19 protein-coding genes are annotated in these 15471 nt (G+C 36.6%); 9 read left to right on the forward strand and 10 right to left on the reverse strand.

The window, feature by feature from the left end; all coding sequences use genetic code 11:
- The first annotated feature begins 5 nt into the window (after positions 1 to 5).
- The 4 genes from AC3FI7_RS14665 to trpS all read left to right on the forward strand — a co-directional run bounded on the left by AC3FI7_RS14665 (position 6) and on the right by trpS (position 2722).
- Complete coding sequence (locus AC3FI7_RS14665) at positions 6 to 200, forward strand: DUF2683 family protein (protein WP_002983775.1); 195 nt, start codon at positions 6 to 8, stop codon at positions 198 to 200.
- The gene (locus AC3FI7_RS14670; protein WP_343661127.1) at positions 200 to 838 is read left to right on the forward strand and encodes a lipoprotein signal peptidase; all 639 of its coding nucleotides are present in this window, start codon (positions 200 to 202) and stop codon (positions 836 to 838) included. The genes AC3FI7_RS14665 and AC3FI7_RS14670 overlap by 1 nt, the downstream gene beginning before the upstream one ends.
- A 13-nt stretch (positions 839 to 851) precedes the next feature.
- Positions 852 to 1496 (forward strand): SanA/YdcF family protein, encoded by a 645-nt coding sequence (locus AC3FI7_RS14675; protein ID WP_343661125.1) that lies wholly within the window; start codon positions 852 to 854, stop codon positions 1494 to 1496.
- A 257-nt stretch (positions 1497 to 1753) separates the two neighbouring features.
- The gene (gene trpS, locus AC3FI7_RS14680) at positions 1754 to 2722 is read left to right on the forward strand and encodes a tryptophan--tRNA ligase (protein WP_142725070.1); all 969 of its coding nucleotides are present in this window, start codon (positions 1754 to 1756) and stop codon (positions 2720 to 2722) included.
- Between the two features lie 47 nt (positions 2723 to 2769).
- Here trpS and AC3FI7_RS14685 read toward each other — a convergent pair whose 3' ends face one another.
- The 9 genes from AC3FI7_RS14685 to AC3FI7_RS14725 all read right to left on the reverse strand — a co-directional run bounded on the left by AC3FI7_RS14685 (position 2770) and on the right by AC3FI7_RS14725 (position 10528).
- A complete protein-coding gene (locus AC3FI7_RS14685; protein WP_343661123.1) occupies positions 2770 to 4065 on the reverse strand; it encodes a sensor histidine kinase in 1296 nt (431 codons plus the stop codon).
- On the reverse strand, positions 4065 to 4736 hold the full coding sequence (locus tag AC3FI7_RS14690; RefSeq protein ID WP_142725072.1) for a response regulator transcription factor: 672 nt from the start codon (positions 4734 to 4736) through the stop codon (positions 4065 to 4067). Before AC3FI7_RS14690 ends, AC3FI7_RS14685 begins: the two co-directional genes overlap by 1 nt.
- Positions 4737 to 4892: 156 nt before the next feature.
- Positions 4893 to 5102 carry a PepSY-like domain-containing protein gene (locus tag AC3FI7_RS14695; RefSeq protein WP_142725073.1) on the reverse strand — a complete coding sequence of 70 codons (210 nt, stop codon included), beginning with the start codon at positions 5100 to 5102 and terminating at the stop codon, positions 4893 to 4895.
- Positions 5103 to 5131: 29 nt separating this feature from the next.
- Positions 5132 to 5581: a PepSY-like domain-containing protein gene (locus tag AC3FI7_RS14700; protein ID WP_491460394.1), complete on the reverse strand. Its 450-nt coding sequence runs from the start codon at positions 5579 to 5581 to the stop codon at positions 5132 to 5134.
- Between the two features lie 221 nt (positions 5582 to 5802).
- Complete coding sequence (locus AC3FI7_RS14705; RefSeq protein ID WP_142725075.1) at positions 5803 to 6498, reverse strand: YjjG family noncanonical pyrimidine nucleotidase; 696 nt, start codon at positions 6496 to 6498, stop codon at positions 5803 to 5805.
- A 203-nt stretch (positions 6499 to 6701) separates the two neighbouring features.
- Positions 6702 to 7292 (reverse strand): RNA polymerase sigma factor, encoded by a 591-nt coding sequence (locus AC3FI7_RS14710; RefSeq protein ID WP_142725076.1) that lies wholly within the window; start codon positions 7290 to 7292, stop codon positions 6702 to 6704.
- Between the two features lie 193 nt (positions 7293 to 7485).
- The gene (locus AC3FI7_RS14715; RefSeq protein WP_142725077.1) at positions 7486 to 7977 is read right to left on the reverse strand and encodes a hypothetical protein; all 492 of its coding nucleotides are present in this window, start codon (positions 7975 to 7977) and stop codon (positions 7486 to 7488) included.
- 85 nt (positions 7978 to 8062) lie between these two features.
- On the reverse strand, positions 8063 to 9343 hold the full coding sequence (gene metK / locus AC3FI7_RS14720) for a methionine adenosyltransferase (protein WP_142725078.1): 1281 nt from the start codon (positions 9341 to 9343) through the stop codon (positions 8063 to 8065).
- Between the two features lie 234 nt (positions 9344 to 9577).
- Positions 9578 to 10528: a LysR substrate-binding domain-containing protein gene (locus AC3FI7_RS14725; protein ID WP_065396444.1), complete on the reverse strand. Its 951-nt coding sequence runs from the start codon at positions 10526 to 10528 to the stop codon at positions 9578 to 9580.
- Positions 10529 to 10658: 130 nt separating this feature from the next.
- Here AC3FI7_RS14725 and AC3FI7_RS14730 point away from each other — a divergent pair, with 130 nt between their 5' ends.
- The 5 genes from AC3FI7_RS14730 (at position 10659) to AC3FI7_RS14750 (ending at position 14911) form a co-directional block, all read left to right on the forward strand.
- Positions 10659 to 12146 (forward strand): catalase, encoded by a 1488-nt coding sequence (locus AC3FI7_RS14730; protein ID WP_142725079.1) that lies wholly within the window; start codon positions 10659 to 10661, stop codon positions 12144 to 12146.
- 105 nt (positions 12147 to 12251) lie between these two features.
- The gene (locus AC3FI7_RS14735) at positions 12252 to 13019 is read left to right on the forward strand and encodes an enoyl-CoA hydratase/isomerase family protein (protein WP_142725080.1); all 768 of its coding nucleotides are present in this window, start codon (positions 12252 to 12254) and stop codon (positions 13017 to 13019) included.
- 39 nt (positions 13020 to 13058) lie between these two features.
- Positions 13059 to 13481 carry a deoxycytidylate deaminase gene (locus AC3FI7_RS14740; RefSeq protein WP_002983800.1) on the forward strand — a complete coding sequence of 141 codons (423 nt, stop codon included), beginning with the start codon at positions 13059 to 13061 and terminating at the stop codon, positions 13479 to 13481.
- A 6-nt stretch (positions 13482 to 13487) separates the two neighbouring features.
- A complete protein-coding gene (gene xerD, locus AC3FI7_RS14745) occupies positions 13488 to 14402 on the forward strand; it encodes a site-specific tyrosine recombinase XerD (RefSeq protein WP_110009878.1) in 915 nt (304 codons plus the stop codon).
- Entirely contained in the window at positions 14399 to 14911 is a 513-nt protein-coding gene (locus AC3FI7_RS14750; RefSeq protein ID WP_291902993.1) for an NUDIX hydrolase, read from the forward strand. The genes xerD and AC3FI7_RS14750 overlap by 4 nt, the downstream gene beginning before the upstream one ends.
- A 97-nt stretch (positions 14912 to 15008) precedes the next feature.
- On the opposite strand, the gene AC3FI7_RS14755 is transcribed toward AC3FI7_RS14750, so the two are convergent.
- Positions 15009 to 15467, reverse strand: coding sequence for a heme-binding domain-containing protein (locus AC3FI7_RS14755; protein WP_142725083.1), 459 nt, complete (start codon positions 15465 to 15467; stop codon positions 15009 to 15011).
- Between the last annotated feature and the right edge of the window lie 4 nt (positions 15468 to 15471).

Consider the following 15471-nt stretch of genomic DNA (forward strand, 5'->3'; position numbering starts at 1 on the left):
AAGAAATGGAATCTATCATAGTACATCCTAAAAATTCTATGGAACTGAGTGCACTGAAAAGTGTGCTGAAAGAGATGGGTATTAAATTTGAAAAAGCACATGTTAAAAGTTCATTCAACGGACAGAAAGTGGTCAAGAAAGCAAGCGATAACAAAAATGTAAAGCCGGCAGCAAAGCCTTCAAAACCTAAAGGACAGTAATGAAAAAGATATTAGCCATAACATTTCTTGTGTTATTAATTGATCAGGCTTCGAAAATTTATATTAAAACCCATTTTAATCTGGACGACAGCATCACTGTTTTACCAGGCTTTAAACTGACGTTTGTAGAAAACCCCGGAATGGCCTACGGGTTTCACTTCGGAGGGATTATCGGAAAATATTTCCTTGTAATCCTGAGAATATTCCTGATCGGAGGAATGGTGTATATGTTCAAAAAATGGCTGAAAGAAGGAGCTTCCAACTATCTTTTAATCCCAATGGCAGTGATCTTTGCAGGGGCGATCGGAAATCTTATTGACGGAATGTTCTACGGAATGATCTTCGACAGCGGGACTGTTTATGATCCAAGCATTGACCGATGGATCGGCTATGGAGGCATCTCAAAATTTGCTCCTTTTGGTCATGGATATTCCACTTTCATGAAAGGATGTGTTGTAGATATGCTTCACTTCCCGTTAGTAGACTGGAATGTTCCTCAAAGCTGGCCTCTGATAGGTGGAAAACATATTGAGTTTTTCAAATATATTTTCAATGTTGCCGATTCTGCCATTACCGTAGGTGCAGCATTCTTATTAATATTCAGAAAAAAAGCTTTCCCGAACGGTCTGGAATTTTAAAGGATATATTCTGATGAAAAAAATAATCAAAAATATTTTTAAAATTTTCCTGCTTCTTCTTGTTGCAGGAATTATTTTTATTGCCTGGGCTAATTACAGCATCAAAAAAGACAGCGGGCCATTCGTTTCCTACAATATTGCTGATGTGCCGGAAGCAAAAACAGGTTTGTTACTGGGAACCGGGAAATTACTGAACAACGGAACCCCTAATGCATATTTTTACAACAGAATTAAAGCCGCAAGCGATTTATATAAAAGCGGAAAAATACAATATATAATTGTCAGCGGTGACAACAGTACCAAAGATTATAATGAACCTGAAGATATGCAGCAGGCATTGATGGAGAATGGAGTTCCAAAGGATAAAATTATTTTAGACCATGCCGGATTCAGAACGCTGGATTCTGTTGTAAGAGCGAAAGATATTTTCAGCCAGACAAAACTGATTATTATCTCTCAGAAGTTTCACAATGAAAGAGCCGTTTTCCTGGCCCAAAAAAATGGAATGGAAGCATTTGGATATAATGCCGCAGATGTGAATAAGTATGCAGGCTTAAAGACCAATTTGAGAGAGTATTTTGCGAAAGCTAAAGCGTACTGGGATCTTCTTTTTGGGATAGAACCTAAATTTGGAGGAGAGAAGATTGTGATTCCTTAGTTATTTTAACCGCGGATTTCACAGATTGAAACAGATAATTGAAAGGCAGATTGATGATTTTGGATTGATAGATTTTGGCTCAAGACAATAGACGGATGTTGAATTTTAAGCTGGCTGGGCTAAAGCCCACCCCTATTGAATCCAGATATTCAAAGGAACATCTTTTATATTTTATCTTTTATCTTTTATCTTTCGTTATTCCCGGCAAACCTTGTAAATTTGCAATTCATTAATTTTTAAATATAAATTTTAAACAAATGTCAAGAATTCTTACCGGCATTCAAGCCACCGGAACACCCCATCTTGGAAATTTATTGGGGGCAATTATTCCTGCAATCGAACTATCTAAGCAGGAAGGAAATGAATCATTTTTATTTATTGCGAATCTTCACACCCTTACACAGATTAAAGATGCGCAGATTTTAAGACAAAATACCTACGAGATTGCTGCGGCTTGGCTTGCTTGTGGATTAGATACTGAAAAAACATATTTCTACAGACAAAGTGATATCGCTGAAACCTGTGAACTTTCTTGGCATTTATCATGTTTTTTTCCTTATCAAAGATTAACATTAGCCCATTCATTCAAGGATAAGGCAGACAGACTTCAGGATGTCAATGCAGGTCTGTTCACTTACCCTATTCTTATGGCTGCAGATATTTTACTGTATGATGCAGAGATCGTTCCCGTAGGAAAAGATCAGCTTCAGCACCTGGAATTCGCCAGAGATGTTGCCTCAAGGTTCAACAACCAGATGGGTGAAATTCTTGTACTGCCACAGTCTGAACTTCAGGAAGACACCAAATATGTTCCTGGAACAGACGGTCAGAAAATGTCAAAATCCCGAGGAAACATCATCAATATTTTCTTACCGGAAAAAGAACTTAAAAAACAGGTGATGAGCATTGAAACGGATTCTAAAGCTTTAGAAGACCCTAAAGATCCTGAAACGGATAAAGTTTTTGCCATTTACCAGCTGATTGCTACTCCGGAACAGACCGAGGAATTAAGAGCCAAGTATCTTGCCGGAAACTTCGGATACGGACATGCTAAAAAGGAATTGCTGGATCTGATTCTGGTACGTTTTGAGAAGGAAAGAGAAACGTTCAATTATTATATGAATAATCTTGATGAGCTTGAAGCAAAGCTTCAGCAGGGAGCTGAGAAAACCAGACCTATTGCTCAGGAAACTCTTAAAAGAGTAAGAACAAGCTTAGGATTTTAATTCTGAGTTTTAAAATATAAGAAAGCCTTTCATTGGAAAGGCTTTCTCTATTCATTGTAGCGACTATTATTTTTAGTCAGGATAAAGTAATGCATATGATCTCCATATTCATAGGCGATATCCCAAGCCGGATATTGTTTGATAATGGTCTTGATGATAGACAGCCCCAATCCGGTAGATGTACGGTCTGATCCCTGTTTATAGAACCTGTTAAATATCCTTGACTGATCCAGAGGCACAGGAGTTCCGCTGTTTTGAAATATGATCCTGTTATTTTCAACGATAATATTTAATGTTCCTTCTTCATTATTGTATTTGACTGCGTTTTTAAGGAGATTGGACAGTAGAATGCCTGCCAGATCGTGATTAAAATCAGCTATAAATTTTCCTTTTTCAATAATACTGACCTTTATTTTTTTAAACGCAATAAAGTCTTCGTAATTCTGAACCAACTGGATAATCATTCCGTTAAAATCAATATCTGAAGTTGTATTAAACTGGCTGTTTTCAATTTTGGAAAGCATTAATAAAGATTTATTTAACCCTACCATTCTTCTGAGATCATTTTTCACCTCCGAAAGCAGACTGATGCTTTTTTCATCAAGTTCTTCATTTTGAATTTGCAGATCTATTTTATTGATGACAATGGCCAAAGGGGTTTGAAGTTCATGAGAAGCGTTTTCAATGAATTGTTTCTGCTGATGAAATACAATCTCATTACGTGCAATCATTTCGTTGATTTCTACATTGAGCTCTTCAAACTCGGTGATTTTATAATTCTGCTTTTCCTGAGAAAAAGGAATTCCAAACTGATATTTTTTAAGCTTGTCCAGAATCTGATAGAAAGGTCCCATCGCCTTATTCAACAAATATCCGTTGACTGCTACAATACTTATGACCAAAAGGATATAAAGTACAATTAAAGCAGTAGTAAGATCATAGATCAATTCGTCTTCTTCTACCGTTGAAGTTCTTATAACAAGTCGTTGATGGCCTTTGAACTGATCCATAAAGTCTGCTTCCAGAACTCTGTAAGGCTGGTCTTTATCATCATACTCCATATAATACATCTTGTTGTAAAGCCTGCTTTTGTTCTGATAATCCTGAGCTTTAACCGGATTGATTTTAAATTCATTGAATCCAAATTCATTATTTTTCAGCAACTGAGGATTTAGGTATACAGCTTTGATAATCTGTATTTTTCTGTCTCTTAATCCATCATCTACATTATCATGTACTTCATCCAGGATATAAGCATAAAAAAGGCCCGCCCATACCGCAATGATCAGCAACAGGATCATGATAAGGTATTTTATCGTGTAATATTTTAATGAAACTTTCATCAGACAAATTTATAGCCTATCCCATATACAGCCTGAAAGTCTGCTTCAGCGTTGACTGTTTTTAACTTTTTACGAAGATTTTTAATTTGGGAATAAATAAAATCCAGACTGTCTGCCTGATCAATATAATCTCCCCAAATCGCCTCTGCGAGTGTAGTTTTTTGTAATGTTTTCTCCGGATGAATGGCAAAATAATATAACAAATCATACTCCTTACGATTCAGTATAAGCTCCTCGCCTCCTACCAAAACTTTTCTGCTATCCGGATCAATACTGATATTTTTGTATTTAATAATATTCTCCCCATCCTGATGATTGCGTCTGATGACCGATTTTATTCTCGCCATTAACTCTGCAAGATGAAAAGGTTTCGCAAGATAATCATCTGCACCAATCTCCAGCCCTGTGACCTTATCATCTACAGAATCTTTTGCAGACAAAATGATCACCGGGTCCTTTTTATGCATTTGTTTTATCTCTTTCAACAGATCAATTCCATTACCGTCGGGAAGCATGATATCCAAAAGAATGCAGTCATATTCGTAAGAAATAATTTTTTCCAGTCCGGAGTAATATGTATCAGCATATTCCACCACAAAATGTTCTGCTTCCAGAAATTTCTGCACCGTATTTTTTAATTCCGGTTCATCTTCTACTATTAATATCTTCATATGCGATTTGAGCCTCTGTTACAGGATTAAACTTATATCAAATATATGAAATTAAAAGCCGGAAGGATTGAAGAGGGAAGCCGGAAGTAATGTGTACAGCTTATAACATCTGTAGTTTTCCGCTCTTTCCCCTTCCTGTTTCCAGCTTCCTTAAAATCAATTCGATTTCACATATCTTCCATCTTCGTCAAAAACGAGACATAAGCCATTCATCAGATTAATTTTATAAGCGTTATATTTCCTTTCAATAGAGTCTATTACACTGCCGGGGTGGTGCTTTGTCATAAAAGACACAATACTCTTTCTAATCTTATTGGAAGAATCTCTTCCTCCATTACTTCTAATTAAGCTCCAGTTGACCATCATACTAATTTTATTGTTATACTTCGTTTTAATCAGTCATCAATTTTTTTAAAGTTTCCGTTCCTGTCAAATTCAAGCTCTAATCCATTGGAAAGTTCTGCTTTGTAAGACCATCTTTTCTTTTCTATTTTGATGATATAAGTATTAGGAAAATTTTTCGTACTGTAATTTCTGATTGACATGGGAATAAAGCCATACGGGATTTTCTGATGCCTGCCATCCACTTCTTTCCAGTTACCGCTGCTGTCGAACTCCATTTTCATTCCATTGGTCAGGTATACTTTGTACTCATCCACGCCATAGATTTCTCTGTCTTCTATGGCAGAGTTTACAGGGATGCCTTTAAAATGGACAGAAAGAAAGTTTTTAGCTGTCTTAGGCAGCTGATTGGCTGTTATTGCCCTGTCCTGCGCAGCAGCCAGGCTTCCCATCAATAAAAATATGATCATCAATACTCCGGTGATTTTCTTTGCATTTTTCATACTATTACATTTTCTATTGTTAATATGGAGCAAAGTTCATCATCAATTTGGGAAAGAATTAGGAAAATGGTTATGGTAAAATAAATAGACTCAAAATTTAATGTAACTATGGGTTGACGCAGATGATCAAAGATCTTAGCATGGGTTTTTAAAATACATTGAGAATAAAAAAGCCGCTAAATTGAGTTTAGCAGCTTTTATGAGATTTTATAATCTTATATTTATAAGTATTCTTTGATCTGGTGCAGATGGGTAATAGCTTTTAATCCTTCCTTCTGCTTATCTTCTTTATAAACATCAAAGAAAATAGCATCCATTCCAAAATCTGTAGCGCCCATCGCATCAGCAATCCAGTCGTCCCCGATAAGGATGCTTTCTTCTTTTCTGGCTTCAGAAAGCCCCAGAGAGTATTCAAAAATCTTTGGATTTGGTTTTCGTACTCCTACGGAATCCGCACTGGTAATAGTTTTAAAATAGGGTGCAATTCCGGACAGGATACATTTCCTTTCTGTTACCTCCTGAAATCCGTTGGATATAATATGCAATGTATAATTTTTGGCTTTCAGGTATTCCAGAACATCTTCTGCTCCTTCCACCAATTCGTTATGACTTACAATATTATCAAGGAAGTTTTCCTCAAAATAAAGGGCCAATTCTTTATTCTCTACACCAAAATGTTTAAATGAGTGATAAAAACGGTATTCTCTCAAATATTCTTTGCCAATAATTCCGTCTCTGATCTTTTCCCACAATTCTTCATTGATATCATGATAAACAGAATGAAACTCTTCAAAATCGATATGGTACTTTGAAGTAATTTCCTGTTTTTCAAAAAGGTCTTTGATGGTAAGATAGGCATTTCTGCGATGATCCCAGAGTGTATTATCCAGGTCAAAAAAAACGTGCTGCATTTTCATACAGCACAAAGTTAATAATTTTAATTTTTCGAGATAGGGTAGTTTTTGCTTTTGCTCTTCACAACTTCAAGGTTTTTGGAAAAATTAAGCAAAAAATCAATGGTTTGTTTCTTAGGTTTCAAAGTTTTCACTTTTAAAGAATCATTTTTTTTCATAGGCGAAGTATGTTTTTCTTTAAAACGTGAAATTTTGCTAAATATTATTTATCTCGTTAATATTATATTATTTTCATCCATGATTTTTCTCAGGTTTATGAGTGCATATCTTACTCTGCCCAGTGTAGTATTAATGCTCATATCCGTATGATCTGCAATTTCTTTGAAACTCAAACCATCAAAAAATCTCAGCTTGATGACTTCCTGCTGGTTGGGTGGCAAAAACTGAAGCATTCTCATAAGATCTTCCTGTATCTGGTTGGTGACAAGCTGGTCTTCAATATTTTCAGAAGGCTCCCTGATTAAATCAAAAATAGAATATTCGTCCGTTTCAAAAGTAGTTTCTGAAACTTTGATATTCTTGGCTTTTGATCTGAAATGATCAATGATTAAATTGTGAGAAATTCTTTTTGCCCAAAGAATAAATTTACCTTCTTCGTTATAGCGCCCTTCTTTCAGCATAACAATAATCTTCATAAAAGTGTCCTGAAAGATATCGTTGGCCAAATCTTCATCATTAATTTTGTAAAAAATGAATGTAAAAAGTTCTCTCTGATGTCGGTGAATAAGGGTTGACAATGCACCCTCGTCTCCTTTCTGGTAAAGGGAAATTAGTAAACTATCCGATTTTGATTTCATAACTCTTCTCAATATAAATATTTGCAGACAGGTATTCCTCCAGATATGATATCTGGCCTTTGCTGTATAAACAAAACAGTTCTAGAGTAGAGTCTATTCTATAGGCGGTACAAATTATTATGATGTAAATATAATAATTTTTTAATAACTGTTAACCAATTATTAAATTTCCGAAAGAAAAATTTAAAAAAAATCACTTAAACATGTCATGAATGAAGACCGTAGGGATATTTAATGTAAAATTAATATTCAAGCCTTTCATTTCTTTTCCGTTTAATCGGGTGTCTCCGACAGGAAAAGCATATCCCCCTGTAAGATCCAGCATTCCAAATAAGGTGACCCCTATCTTAGGGGCAATATATTTATTGGTCCCTTCCACTCCCGCTAGAAAATAATATGAGTGGTAGAAATCCACATTCTTTTCAAAATTAAGTAAAACATCAGCCTGCAGCTTTGGCATAACAGCAAATCTGGAATCCACAGACCCCATCAGGGCAGATCCTCCCAATCTGTAAATCACATCATCATTTTTAAGGAAAAGCAATTTACCTCCTACTTCGCCAAAACTTTGATTCTGATAAGTATACCCCACAGTGATCATTTTGTGCATGGTATATTGAGCTTTTACCAACGTACTTAGCAAAGACAGGGACAGGATGGCAACTACAGTTCGAAAATTCATCATCTTTCTATATTATTAAGGTGTAAAATTAAAAAAAACTGCCTTATCGAAAGATAAAGCAGTTCATTATTATTCTTTAAAGGGAAAATTAAATTCCGAAAGCGGCTTTAATTTCCTCTACTTTGTCTAATTTCTCCCAAGTGAAAAACTCAAGGCCTTTGAGTGTAAGCTCATTTTTATGCCCTTTATTGAAAGTTTTATCAGCTACATAGTGTTCTTTCCCCATGTGCCCGTAAGATGCTGTTTCCTGATAGATAGGGTTTCTCAGTTTTAAGTTCTGCTCAATAGCATAAGGCCTTAAATCAAAGATGGCAGAAACTTTTTTAGCAATTTCACCGTCATGAAGATCTACTTTTGCAGTTCCGTAGGTGTTGATATATAAACCACAAGGTTCAGCTACCCCAATTGCATAAGAAACCTGTACCAAAACTTCATCAGCAACTCCTGCAGCTACTAAGTTTTTAGCAATATGTCTTGTTGCATAAGCAGCACTTCTGTCTACTTTAGACGGATCTTTTCCTGAGAAGGCCCCACCACCGTGGGCTCCCTTGCCACCGTATGTATCAACGATGATTTTTCTTCCTGTAAGACCAGTATCTCCGTGAGGTCCTCCGATGACGAATTTTCCTGTAGGATTAATGTGATATTTGATCTGATCATTAAATAAAGCTTTGATTTCCTCTGTTTGCTGAGCAACGACTCTTGGAACCAGAATATTTTTAATATCCTCACGGATCTTATTCAGCATTTCTTCTTCTGTTCCGAAGTCATCATGCTGAGTAGACACTACGATAGAATCAATTCTGATAGGTTTGTGATCATCAGAATACTCAATAGTAACCTGGCTTTTTGCATCAGGACGAAGGTAAGTAATCTCTTTATTTTCTCTTCTGATGGCAGAAAGTTCTTTCAGGATCGTATGGGCAAGATCCAACGCAAGAGGCATATAATTAGCCGTCTCATTAGTGGCATATCCAAACATCATTCCCTGATCTCCGGCACCCTGTGCATTCGCTTTAGCTTCGAAAGATTCGTCATTTACGGCTCTGTCAACCCCCTGGTTGATGTCAGGTGACTGCTCATGGATTGCAGAGATCACCCCGCAAGAATCTCCATTGAACATATATTCTCCTTTTGTGTATCCAATTCCGTTGATTACTTCTCTGGCAATGGTCTGTACATCAAGATAAGCATCTGATTTTACTTCTCCTGCCAATACCACCTGTCCGGTAGTTACAAGAGTTTCACATGCTACTTTTGAATCTTTATCATATGCTAAGAAATGGTCAATTAATGCATCGGAAATTTGATCGGCAATTTTATCCGGATGTCCTTCTGAAACTGATTCAGATGTAAATAAATAAGACATATAATTCTTTTGTTTTAAAGATTTAAAATTTTGTTTGCGAAAAATATGAATGAAATTGCCCAGAAAAAAGAATACTGTTTTAGCATTTTTTTATAGAGGTTGCAATCAGGTCAAATTTTTCCTCGTAATAAACGTCAGCAAATTTAAGTACTATTTTCGTAATACTCAAAAATTTTGTTTACTAATTATGCTTTTATTTAAATTGATGATTTCTATCACTTTAAGGCATTCTTATTACTGTGGCTTAATGCTTACAAACTCTTTTGGACTTTCGTGATAATTCAGCTTAAGTTCTAAAGAATTTTTGATGGAATGTGATAATTCATCAATGATTTTTTGCTTAAAGGTTGGCTTATAGTAAATAATACTGATTTCACGATAAGGGAAAGGTTTTTTGAATCTGAAAACATTTTTCTTCTGTTCCTCAGAAAGCTGGCTCAATGCAAGCTCAGGCAGAATACTGATTCCCCCTACCTTATCTACCATATGTACTAAAGTCTGAATATTGGAAGCAAGGAAATCCAGATTTTTGGGTTTCAATGTATTTTCCTTCAGATGGCAGATATTCTCAAACTGATTTCTAAGACAGTTTCCTTCTTCAAGAAGCCATACTTTCTCTACATTCAGTTCTTCAGGAATGATATAAGAATTCTTTTTATTGGCTTCCGTATTGGAACTGTAAATCATCAGCTCTTCATTGAATAAGAAATCCTGGTAAAACTCGTCAGCCGTATCATAAGGAGTAGAGATAATTCCCGCATCCAGTTCTCCCGCTTTTAGAGCTTTAATAATATTATCCGTAGTCATTTCTTTTACATTCATCTGGATTTTTGGATTTTCTTCAAGAAACTTGAAGATTTCCGTAGGCAGTATGAAAGAAGAAACTGTAGGAATGATTCCCAGGTTAATGGTTCCTCCTAAAATATTATTCAACAGGTTAGCCTTGTTTTTCAACTCATTCACAGACTCGATAATTACTTTTGCCTGATCAATAATCTGAAGACCTACATCTGTAGTACGGATCGGGTGAGTCGTCCTGTCGAAAACCTTCACATCCAGTTCATCCTCAAATTTCTGTATCATGGCACTTAACGTAGGTTGGGTAATAAAACACGCCTGAGCGGCTTTACCAAAATGTTTATACTTATCAACAGCGATAAGATACTCCAGTTGCTGAATGTTCATTTGATTAATATTATCTATTACAAAGATATAACGTTTTTGCTATTAGCAATTAAAAATTCAAGTAAATTTGATATTCACTACCTTTACACTTGGATTTAGAAAAAGAACAATTATTCAAATCATCAATTATATGGATTCTAAAAAATTAACGTTAAGTAACGGAGCACCTTATTTTGAACATCAGGATTCACAGACGGTAGGACCAAGAGGCCCGGTATTACTGCAGGACTTTATTCTTCAGGAAAATCTTGCACATTTCGTTAGGGAAAGAATTCCTGAAAGGATTGTGCATGCCAAAGGAAGCGGAGCATACGGCACATTTACTGTAACCCATGACATCAGCCAGTACACGAAAGCAAAGCTGTTTTCAAAAGTGGGAAATTCATGCAGAATGTTTGCAAGATTTTCTACTGTGGGCGGCGAGAAAGGAAGCGCAGATACCGCAAGAGACCCGAGAGGTTTTGCCTTAAAGTTTTATACTGAAGACGGAAACTGGGATCTTGTAGGAAACAATACACCTGTATTCTTTATTAAAGATGCTAAAAAATTTCCTGATTTTATTCACACTCAAAAAAGGGTTCCAAAAACCAATTTAAAAAGCGCAACGATGATGTGGGATTTCTGGAGTTTAAATCCGGAATCGCTTCATCAGGTTCTTATATTAATGTCTGACAGAGGAACTCCATACGGATACCGTCATATGCACGGATTCGGCTCCCACACTTTCTCCATGATCAATGATAAAAATGAAAGAGTATGGGTAAAATTCCATTTTAAAACAAAGCAGGGAGTCAAAAACTTCACCGATGAAGAAGCAGTAAAAATGGCTGGGGAAAACCCTGATTTTGCACAGGAAGATCTTTGCAATGCTATTGAAAGCGGAAATTTCCCGAAGTGGACGATGTATATTCAGGTAATGACAGAAGAACAGGCCAAAGATTTCAGATGGAATCCTTTTGATGTTACCAAAGTATGGTTCCATGATGATTTCCCTTTAATTGAAGTAGGAGAAATGGAACTTAACGAAGTCCCTGTCAACTACTTTGCCCATGTGGAGCAGTCTACTTTTTCACCCAGCAGCCTGATTAACGGGATCAGCTTTTCACCGGACAAAATGCTGCAGGGAAGATTATTCTCTTATCCTGACGCGCACCGGTACAGAGTGGGGGTCAATTCACATCAGCTGGAAGTGAACAGATGTCCTTTTGCAGTCAACAATTATCAGAGAGATGGTTATATGGCAGACTCAAGCTCCTATCAGGACAAACCGAATTATCATCCGAACAGTTTTGATGATATCAAACCTGACCCATCCTACAAAAACTTTGAGTATGAGCTAGACAGTGCTCATGTTGCCAGTTACAACAGAAATGACAACGACAGTGATCATTATACACAGCCGGGGCTGCTTTACTCAAAAGCAATGAATGCAGAAGACAGAGATCATCTGATCAAAAATATAGTAGGCAGTATGAGTGGCATAAGCGGACCTAAAAAAGACGAGATTATTAACCGTCAACTGTGTCATTTTTTCCGTGCCAACATTGAGCTTGGCATGAAAGTAGCTTCTCAGCTAAATGTCAATATTGATGCAAATATGATGAATCATTCCAAATAATCATATTGAACGATAAATTAAAAAAAAGGAAAAAAAAATAATATTTTTTCCTTTTTTTTGTAAAAAATTCATAATTTGCAAAGGATGATATTTTAAAGTGGAAAAATGAGTTACGAGAACATATTATTAAAAAAAGAAGATAAATTATCTATCATTACCATAAACAGACCTGAAAGTTTAAATGCCTTAAACGCAAAAACAATTCAGGAAATCAGTACCGCATTGGACGAGCTTGACACTGATACTTCCTGTAGGGTGATCATCCTTACCGGAAGTGGAGAAAAATCCTTCGTAGCGGGAGCTGATATCAAGGAATTCAGTGATTTCGGACAGGAAAAAGCTGAAGAACTTGCGAGAAACGGACAAAATAAGTTGTTCAACAAAATTGAAAACATGTCTAAACCTGTCATTGCGGCCGTGAACGGTTTTGCATTAGGAGGAGGTTTAGAGCTTGCTATGGCATGCCACATCAGATATGCATCGGAAAACGCCAGATTAGGACTTCCTGAAGTAACGCTCGGATTAATTCCGGGTTATGGAGGAACCCAAAGGCTTCCCAAACTTGTCGGAAAAGGTATTGCCAATGAAATGATCTTCTCTGCCAAAATGATCCCTGCTCAAAAAGCAAAAGAGATCGGACTGGTCAATGAAGTATACCCTATAGAAGAATTATTAACCCAAACGAAAGAATTAGCAAACACGATTGCCCACAACTCACCAATGGCAATATCTAAGGCTATCAACGCCGTGAATTTATCTGACACAGAAAAAGGTTTTGAAACTGAAATCAAGTATTTCGGTGAACTTTTTGATATGGAAGATAAGAAAGAAGGAGTAACTGCTTTCCTGGAGAAAAGAAAGCCGAACTTCTAGATTTTAATCCAAATTATTTCGAAAAAACAATGCTGTGGTATGAATAAGTTTGATAAAGCTTATCTAAAAATGGCTCAGGAATGGGCAAAACTCTCCTACTGTAAGAGAAAACAGGTAGGAGCTCTTATCGTAAAAGATAGGATGATTATTTCAGATGGTTACAACGGAACTCCTTCGGGATTCGAAAACTGCTGTGAAGATGAAGAGGGAAAAACACACTGGTACGTATTACATGCGGAAGCCAATGCTATATTAAAGCTGGCTGCTTCCACACAATCTGCAAAAGGGGCAACGTTATATCTGACGCTGTCACCCTGTAAAGAATGCAGCAAGCTGATTTTACAGGCAGGAATTACGAGACTGGTGTATATTAATGAGTATTCGGATGACGATGGTATATCGTTCCTGAGAAACCATAATATTGAAATAGAACAAATATCGGACTGTGAACTAAAAAAATAAGCACAAATGACTTGGGATGAAAAGATCAAAGATTTTGAAATATTTCTTCGTTTCGAAAGAAATTTTTCAGAAAACACACTCGACGCCTACGTTCGGGACATTAAAAAATTAAAAGATTACGCAGAAGAGGATCTGGAAAATGTCGGTCCGGACTCTATCGGCTACGAAAACCTGCAGGAATACATTTTCAATCTTTCCAAACAGAAATTCAGTGAGAGATCACAAGCGAGATGGATATCCTCCATCAAAGCCTTTTTCAAATTTCTGCTTGAGGATGAATATCGTGAGGACAATCCTGCGGCACTACTTGAAGGCCCTAAACTGGGGCTATACCTACCGGACACTTTAAGCCTGCCTGATATCAACAAAATTATTGCTGCTATTGAGGTCAATACAGATCTCGGAAAAAGAAACCAATGCATCATAGAGGTACTATATGGCTGCGGACTACGTGTTTCTGAACTGATTGATCTGAAGATCTCCAATATCAACTTTAAAGAGCAATACATCAAGGTACACGGAAAAGGAAACAAAACCCGTTTTGTTCCTTTGGCCGACTATACCGCTGATCTGCTCGAAAGCTATATCAAAGAGGTGCGTTCTAAGGGTAAAATCAATAAGAAATATGAAGACACTCTGTTTTTGAACAGCCGCGGGACTTCTATGTCCAGAGTAATCGTATTTCTTATCATTAAAGAACTTACAGATAAAGCAGGGGTTAACAAAAAAATATCTCCACACACATTCAGGCATTCGTTTGCTACGCATTTATTGCAGAATGGAGCAGATTTACGTTATATTCAGGAAATGCTGGGCCATTCCAGCATTACAACGACAGAGATCTATACGCACCTGAAAACTGAAGAATTAAGGGATGTTATTTTGAGTTATCACCCGAGAAATATTAATATCGCTCAATGAAAGTATTGAAATATTGCCCAAGCTGTGGCAAAGAGTCCTTACACTGGGATGGTGAAAAGAAATGGAGCTGCCCGGAATGCGGTTTTACTTTGTATAATAATGTGGCAGGTGCTGTAGCAGTAGTCATCAGATACGGAGACGAAATTTATCTTACCAGAAGAAACAGAGATCCTAAAAAAGGGAAACTCGATCTTGCGGGAGGATTTGTCGACCCTAAAGAAAGTGCAGAGGAAACCTGTAGAAGAGAACTTTTTGAAGAACTTCAGCTTGATATTGATATTTCTAATCTGAAATACCTTACCAGCCTTCCTAATATCTATCAATATAAGGAAATTGATTACAATACAATCGATCTCTTTTATGAGTACAATGTTTCGGAAAAATTTAAGGTAAGTCTCGAACTCTCCGAGATCTCAGAAGCGGTTTGGATTCCCTTACAGGATCTGGATCTTGAAGATATTGCTTTTGATTCTCAGAAGAGATTTTTTGAGGGCTATTTAAAAAAATAATTTTTGTAAAAATTCTCCCGCAGACTTTACAGATCAACAGATATTTTAAACCATCTGTTTAGTTTGTAAAGTCTGCGGGAGTTTTTTATTGTAGAAATTAATATGTTTTGGCAGTCAGTATTTCTTCAAAATACTGAATCAGCAATGCTCTTTCTGCTTCTGAAAGATTAGCTTCTCTGTGGTAAACTATATAACCGGGCATTGGCATTGTCCTGTTCTGGATCGTTTGAACAGCTTGAGTAAGCATATTCTTTTTCAAATCCTTATTATAGCTTCCCCAAACAGAAAAATTAAGATGCTCCCTGCCTTCATTCACGTGGCTTTTTACCGACCACGAAACAGGAGCAATAAATGCATATTTAGGATAAACTGTTTCATTGGAATGACAGTCATAACAAGCATTTTTAAGCAGTGTTCTGATCTTTTCCGGTGATTTTCTCGCATCTACAAAATTTACAGCAGGATCAACAGGTTTATTAACTCTGTCAACAGGAAAAAACTGAATCAGTGCAAACGCTACCAATGTCCAGAATAGTATTTTCTTAGCGGTCTTCATCTGT

This window comes from Chryseobacterium sp. TQ-BC-N36 (genome assembly GCF_058382295.1).

Bases quoted from the DNA above. Each gene is read 5' to 3' on its own strand.
- AC3FI7_RS14695 (WP_142725073.1), bottom strand. From the start codon at position 5,102: ATGATGGTCAACTGGAGCTTAATTAGAAGTAATGGAGGAAGAGATTCT.
- AC3FI7_RS14700 (WP_491460394.1), bottom strand. From the start codon at position 5,581: ATGAAAAATGCAAAGAAAATCACCGGAGTATTGATGATCATATTTTTA.
- AC3FI7_RS14665 (WP_002983775.1), top strand. From the start codon at position 6: ATGGAATCTATCATAGTACATCCTAAAAATTCTATGGAACTGAGTGCA.
- AC3FI7_RS14685 (WP_343661123.1), bottom strand. From the start codon at position 4,065: ATGAAAGTTTCATTAAAATATTACACGATAAAATACCTTATCATGATC.
- AC3FI7_RS14710 (WP_142725076.1), bottom strand. From the start codon at position 7,292: ATGAAATCAAAATCGGATAGTTTACTAATTTCCCTTTACCAGAAAGGA.
- xerD (WP_110009878.1), top strand. From the start codon at position 13,488: ATGACTTGGGATGAAAAGATCAAAGATTTTGAAATATTTCTTCGTTTC.
- AC3FI7_RS14750 (WP_291902993.1), top strand. From the start codon at position 14,399: ATGAAAGTATTGAAATATTGCCCAAGCTGTGGCAAAGAGTCCTTACAC.
- trpS (WP_142725070.1), top strand. From the start codon at position 1,754: ATGTCAAGAATTCTTACCGGCATTCAAGCCACCGGAACACCCCATCTT.
- AC3FI7_RS14670 (WP_343661127.1), top strand. From the start codon at position 200: ATGAAAAAGATATTAGCCATAACATTTCTTGTGTTATTAATTGATCAG.
- AC3FI7_RS14715 (WP_142725077.1), bottom strand. From the start codon at position 7,977: ATGATGAATTTTCGAACTGTAGTTGCCATCCTGTCCCTGTCTTTGCTA.
- AC3FI7_RS14730 (WP_142725079.1), top strand. From the start codon at position 10,659: ATGGATTCTAAAAAATTAACGTTAAGTAACGGAGCACCTTATTTTGAA.
- AC3FI7_RS14690 (WP_142725072.1), bottom strand. From the start codon at position 4,736: ATGAAGATATTAATAGTAGAAGATGAACCGGAATTAAAAAATACGGTG.
- AC3FI7_RS14675 (WP_343661125.1), top strand. From the start codon at position 852: ATGAAAAAAATAATCAAAAATATTTTTAAAATTTTCCTGCTTCTTCTT.
- AC3FI7_RS14705 (WP_142725075.1), bottom strand. From the start codon at position 6,498: ATGAAAATGCAGCACGTTTTTTTTGACCTGGATAATACACTCTGGGAT.
- AC3FI7_RS14755 (WP_142725083.1), bottom strand. From the start codon at position 15,467: ATGAAGACCGCTAAGAAAATACTATTCTGGACATTGGTAGCGTTTGCA.
- metK (WP_142725078.1), bottom strand. From the start codon at position 9,343: ATGTCTTATTTATTTACATCTGAATCAGTTTCAGAAGGACATCCGGAT.
- AC3FI7_RS14735 (WP_142725080.1), top strand. From the start codon at position 12,252: ATGAGTTACGAGAACATATTATTAAAAAAAGAAGATAAATTATCTATC.
- AC3FI7_RS14725 (WP_065396444.1), bottom strand. From the start codon at position 10,528: ATGAACATTCAGCAACTGGAGTATCTTATCGCTGTTGATAAGTATAAA.
- AC3FI7_RS14740 (WP_002983800.1), top strand. From the start codon at position 13,059: ATGAATAAGTTTGATAAAGCTTATCTAAAAATGGCTCAGGAATGGGCA.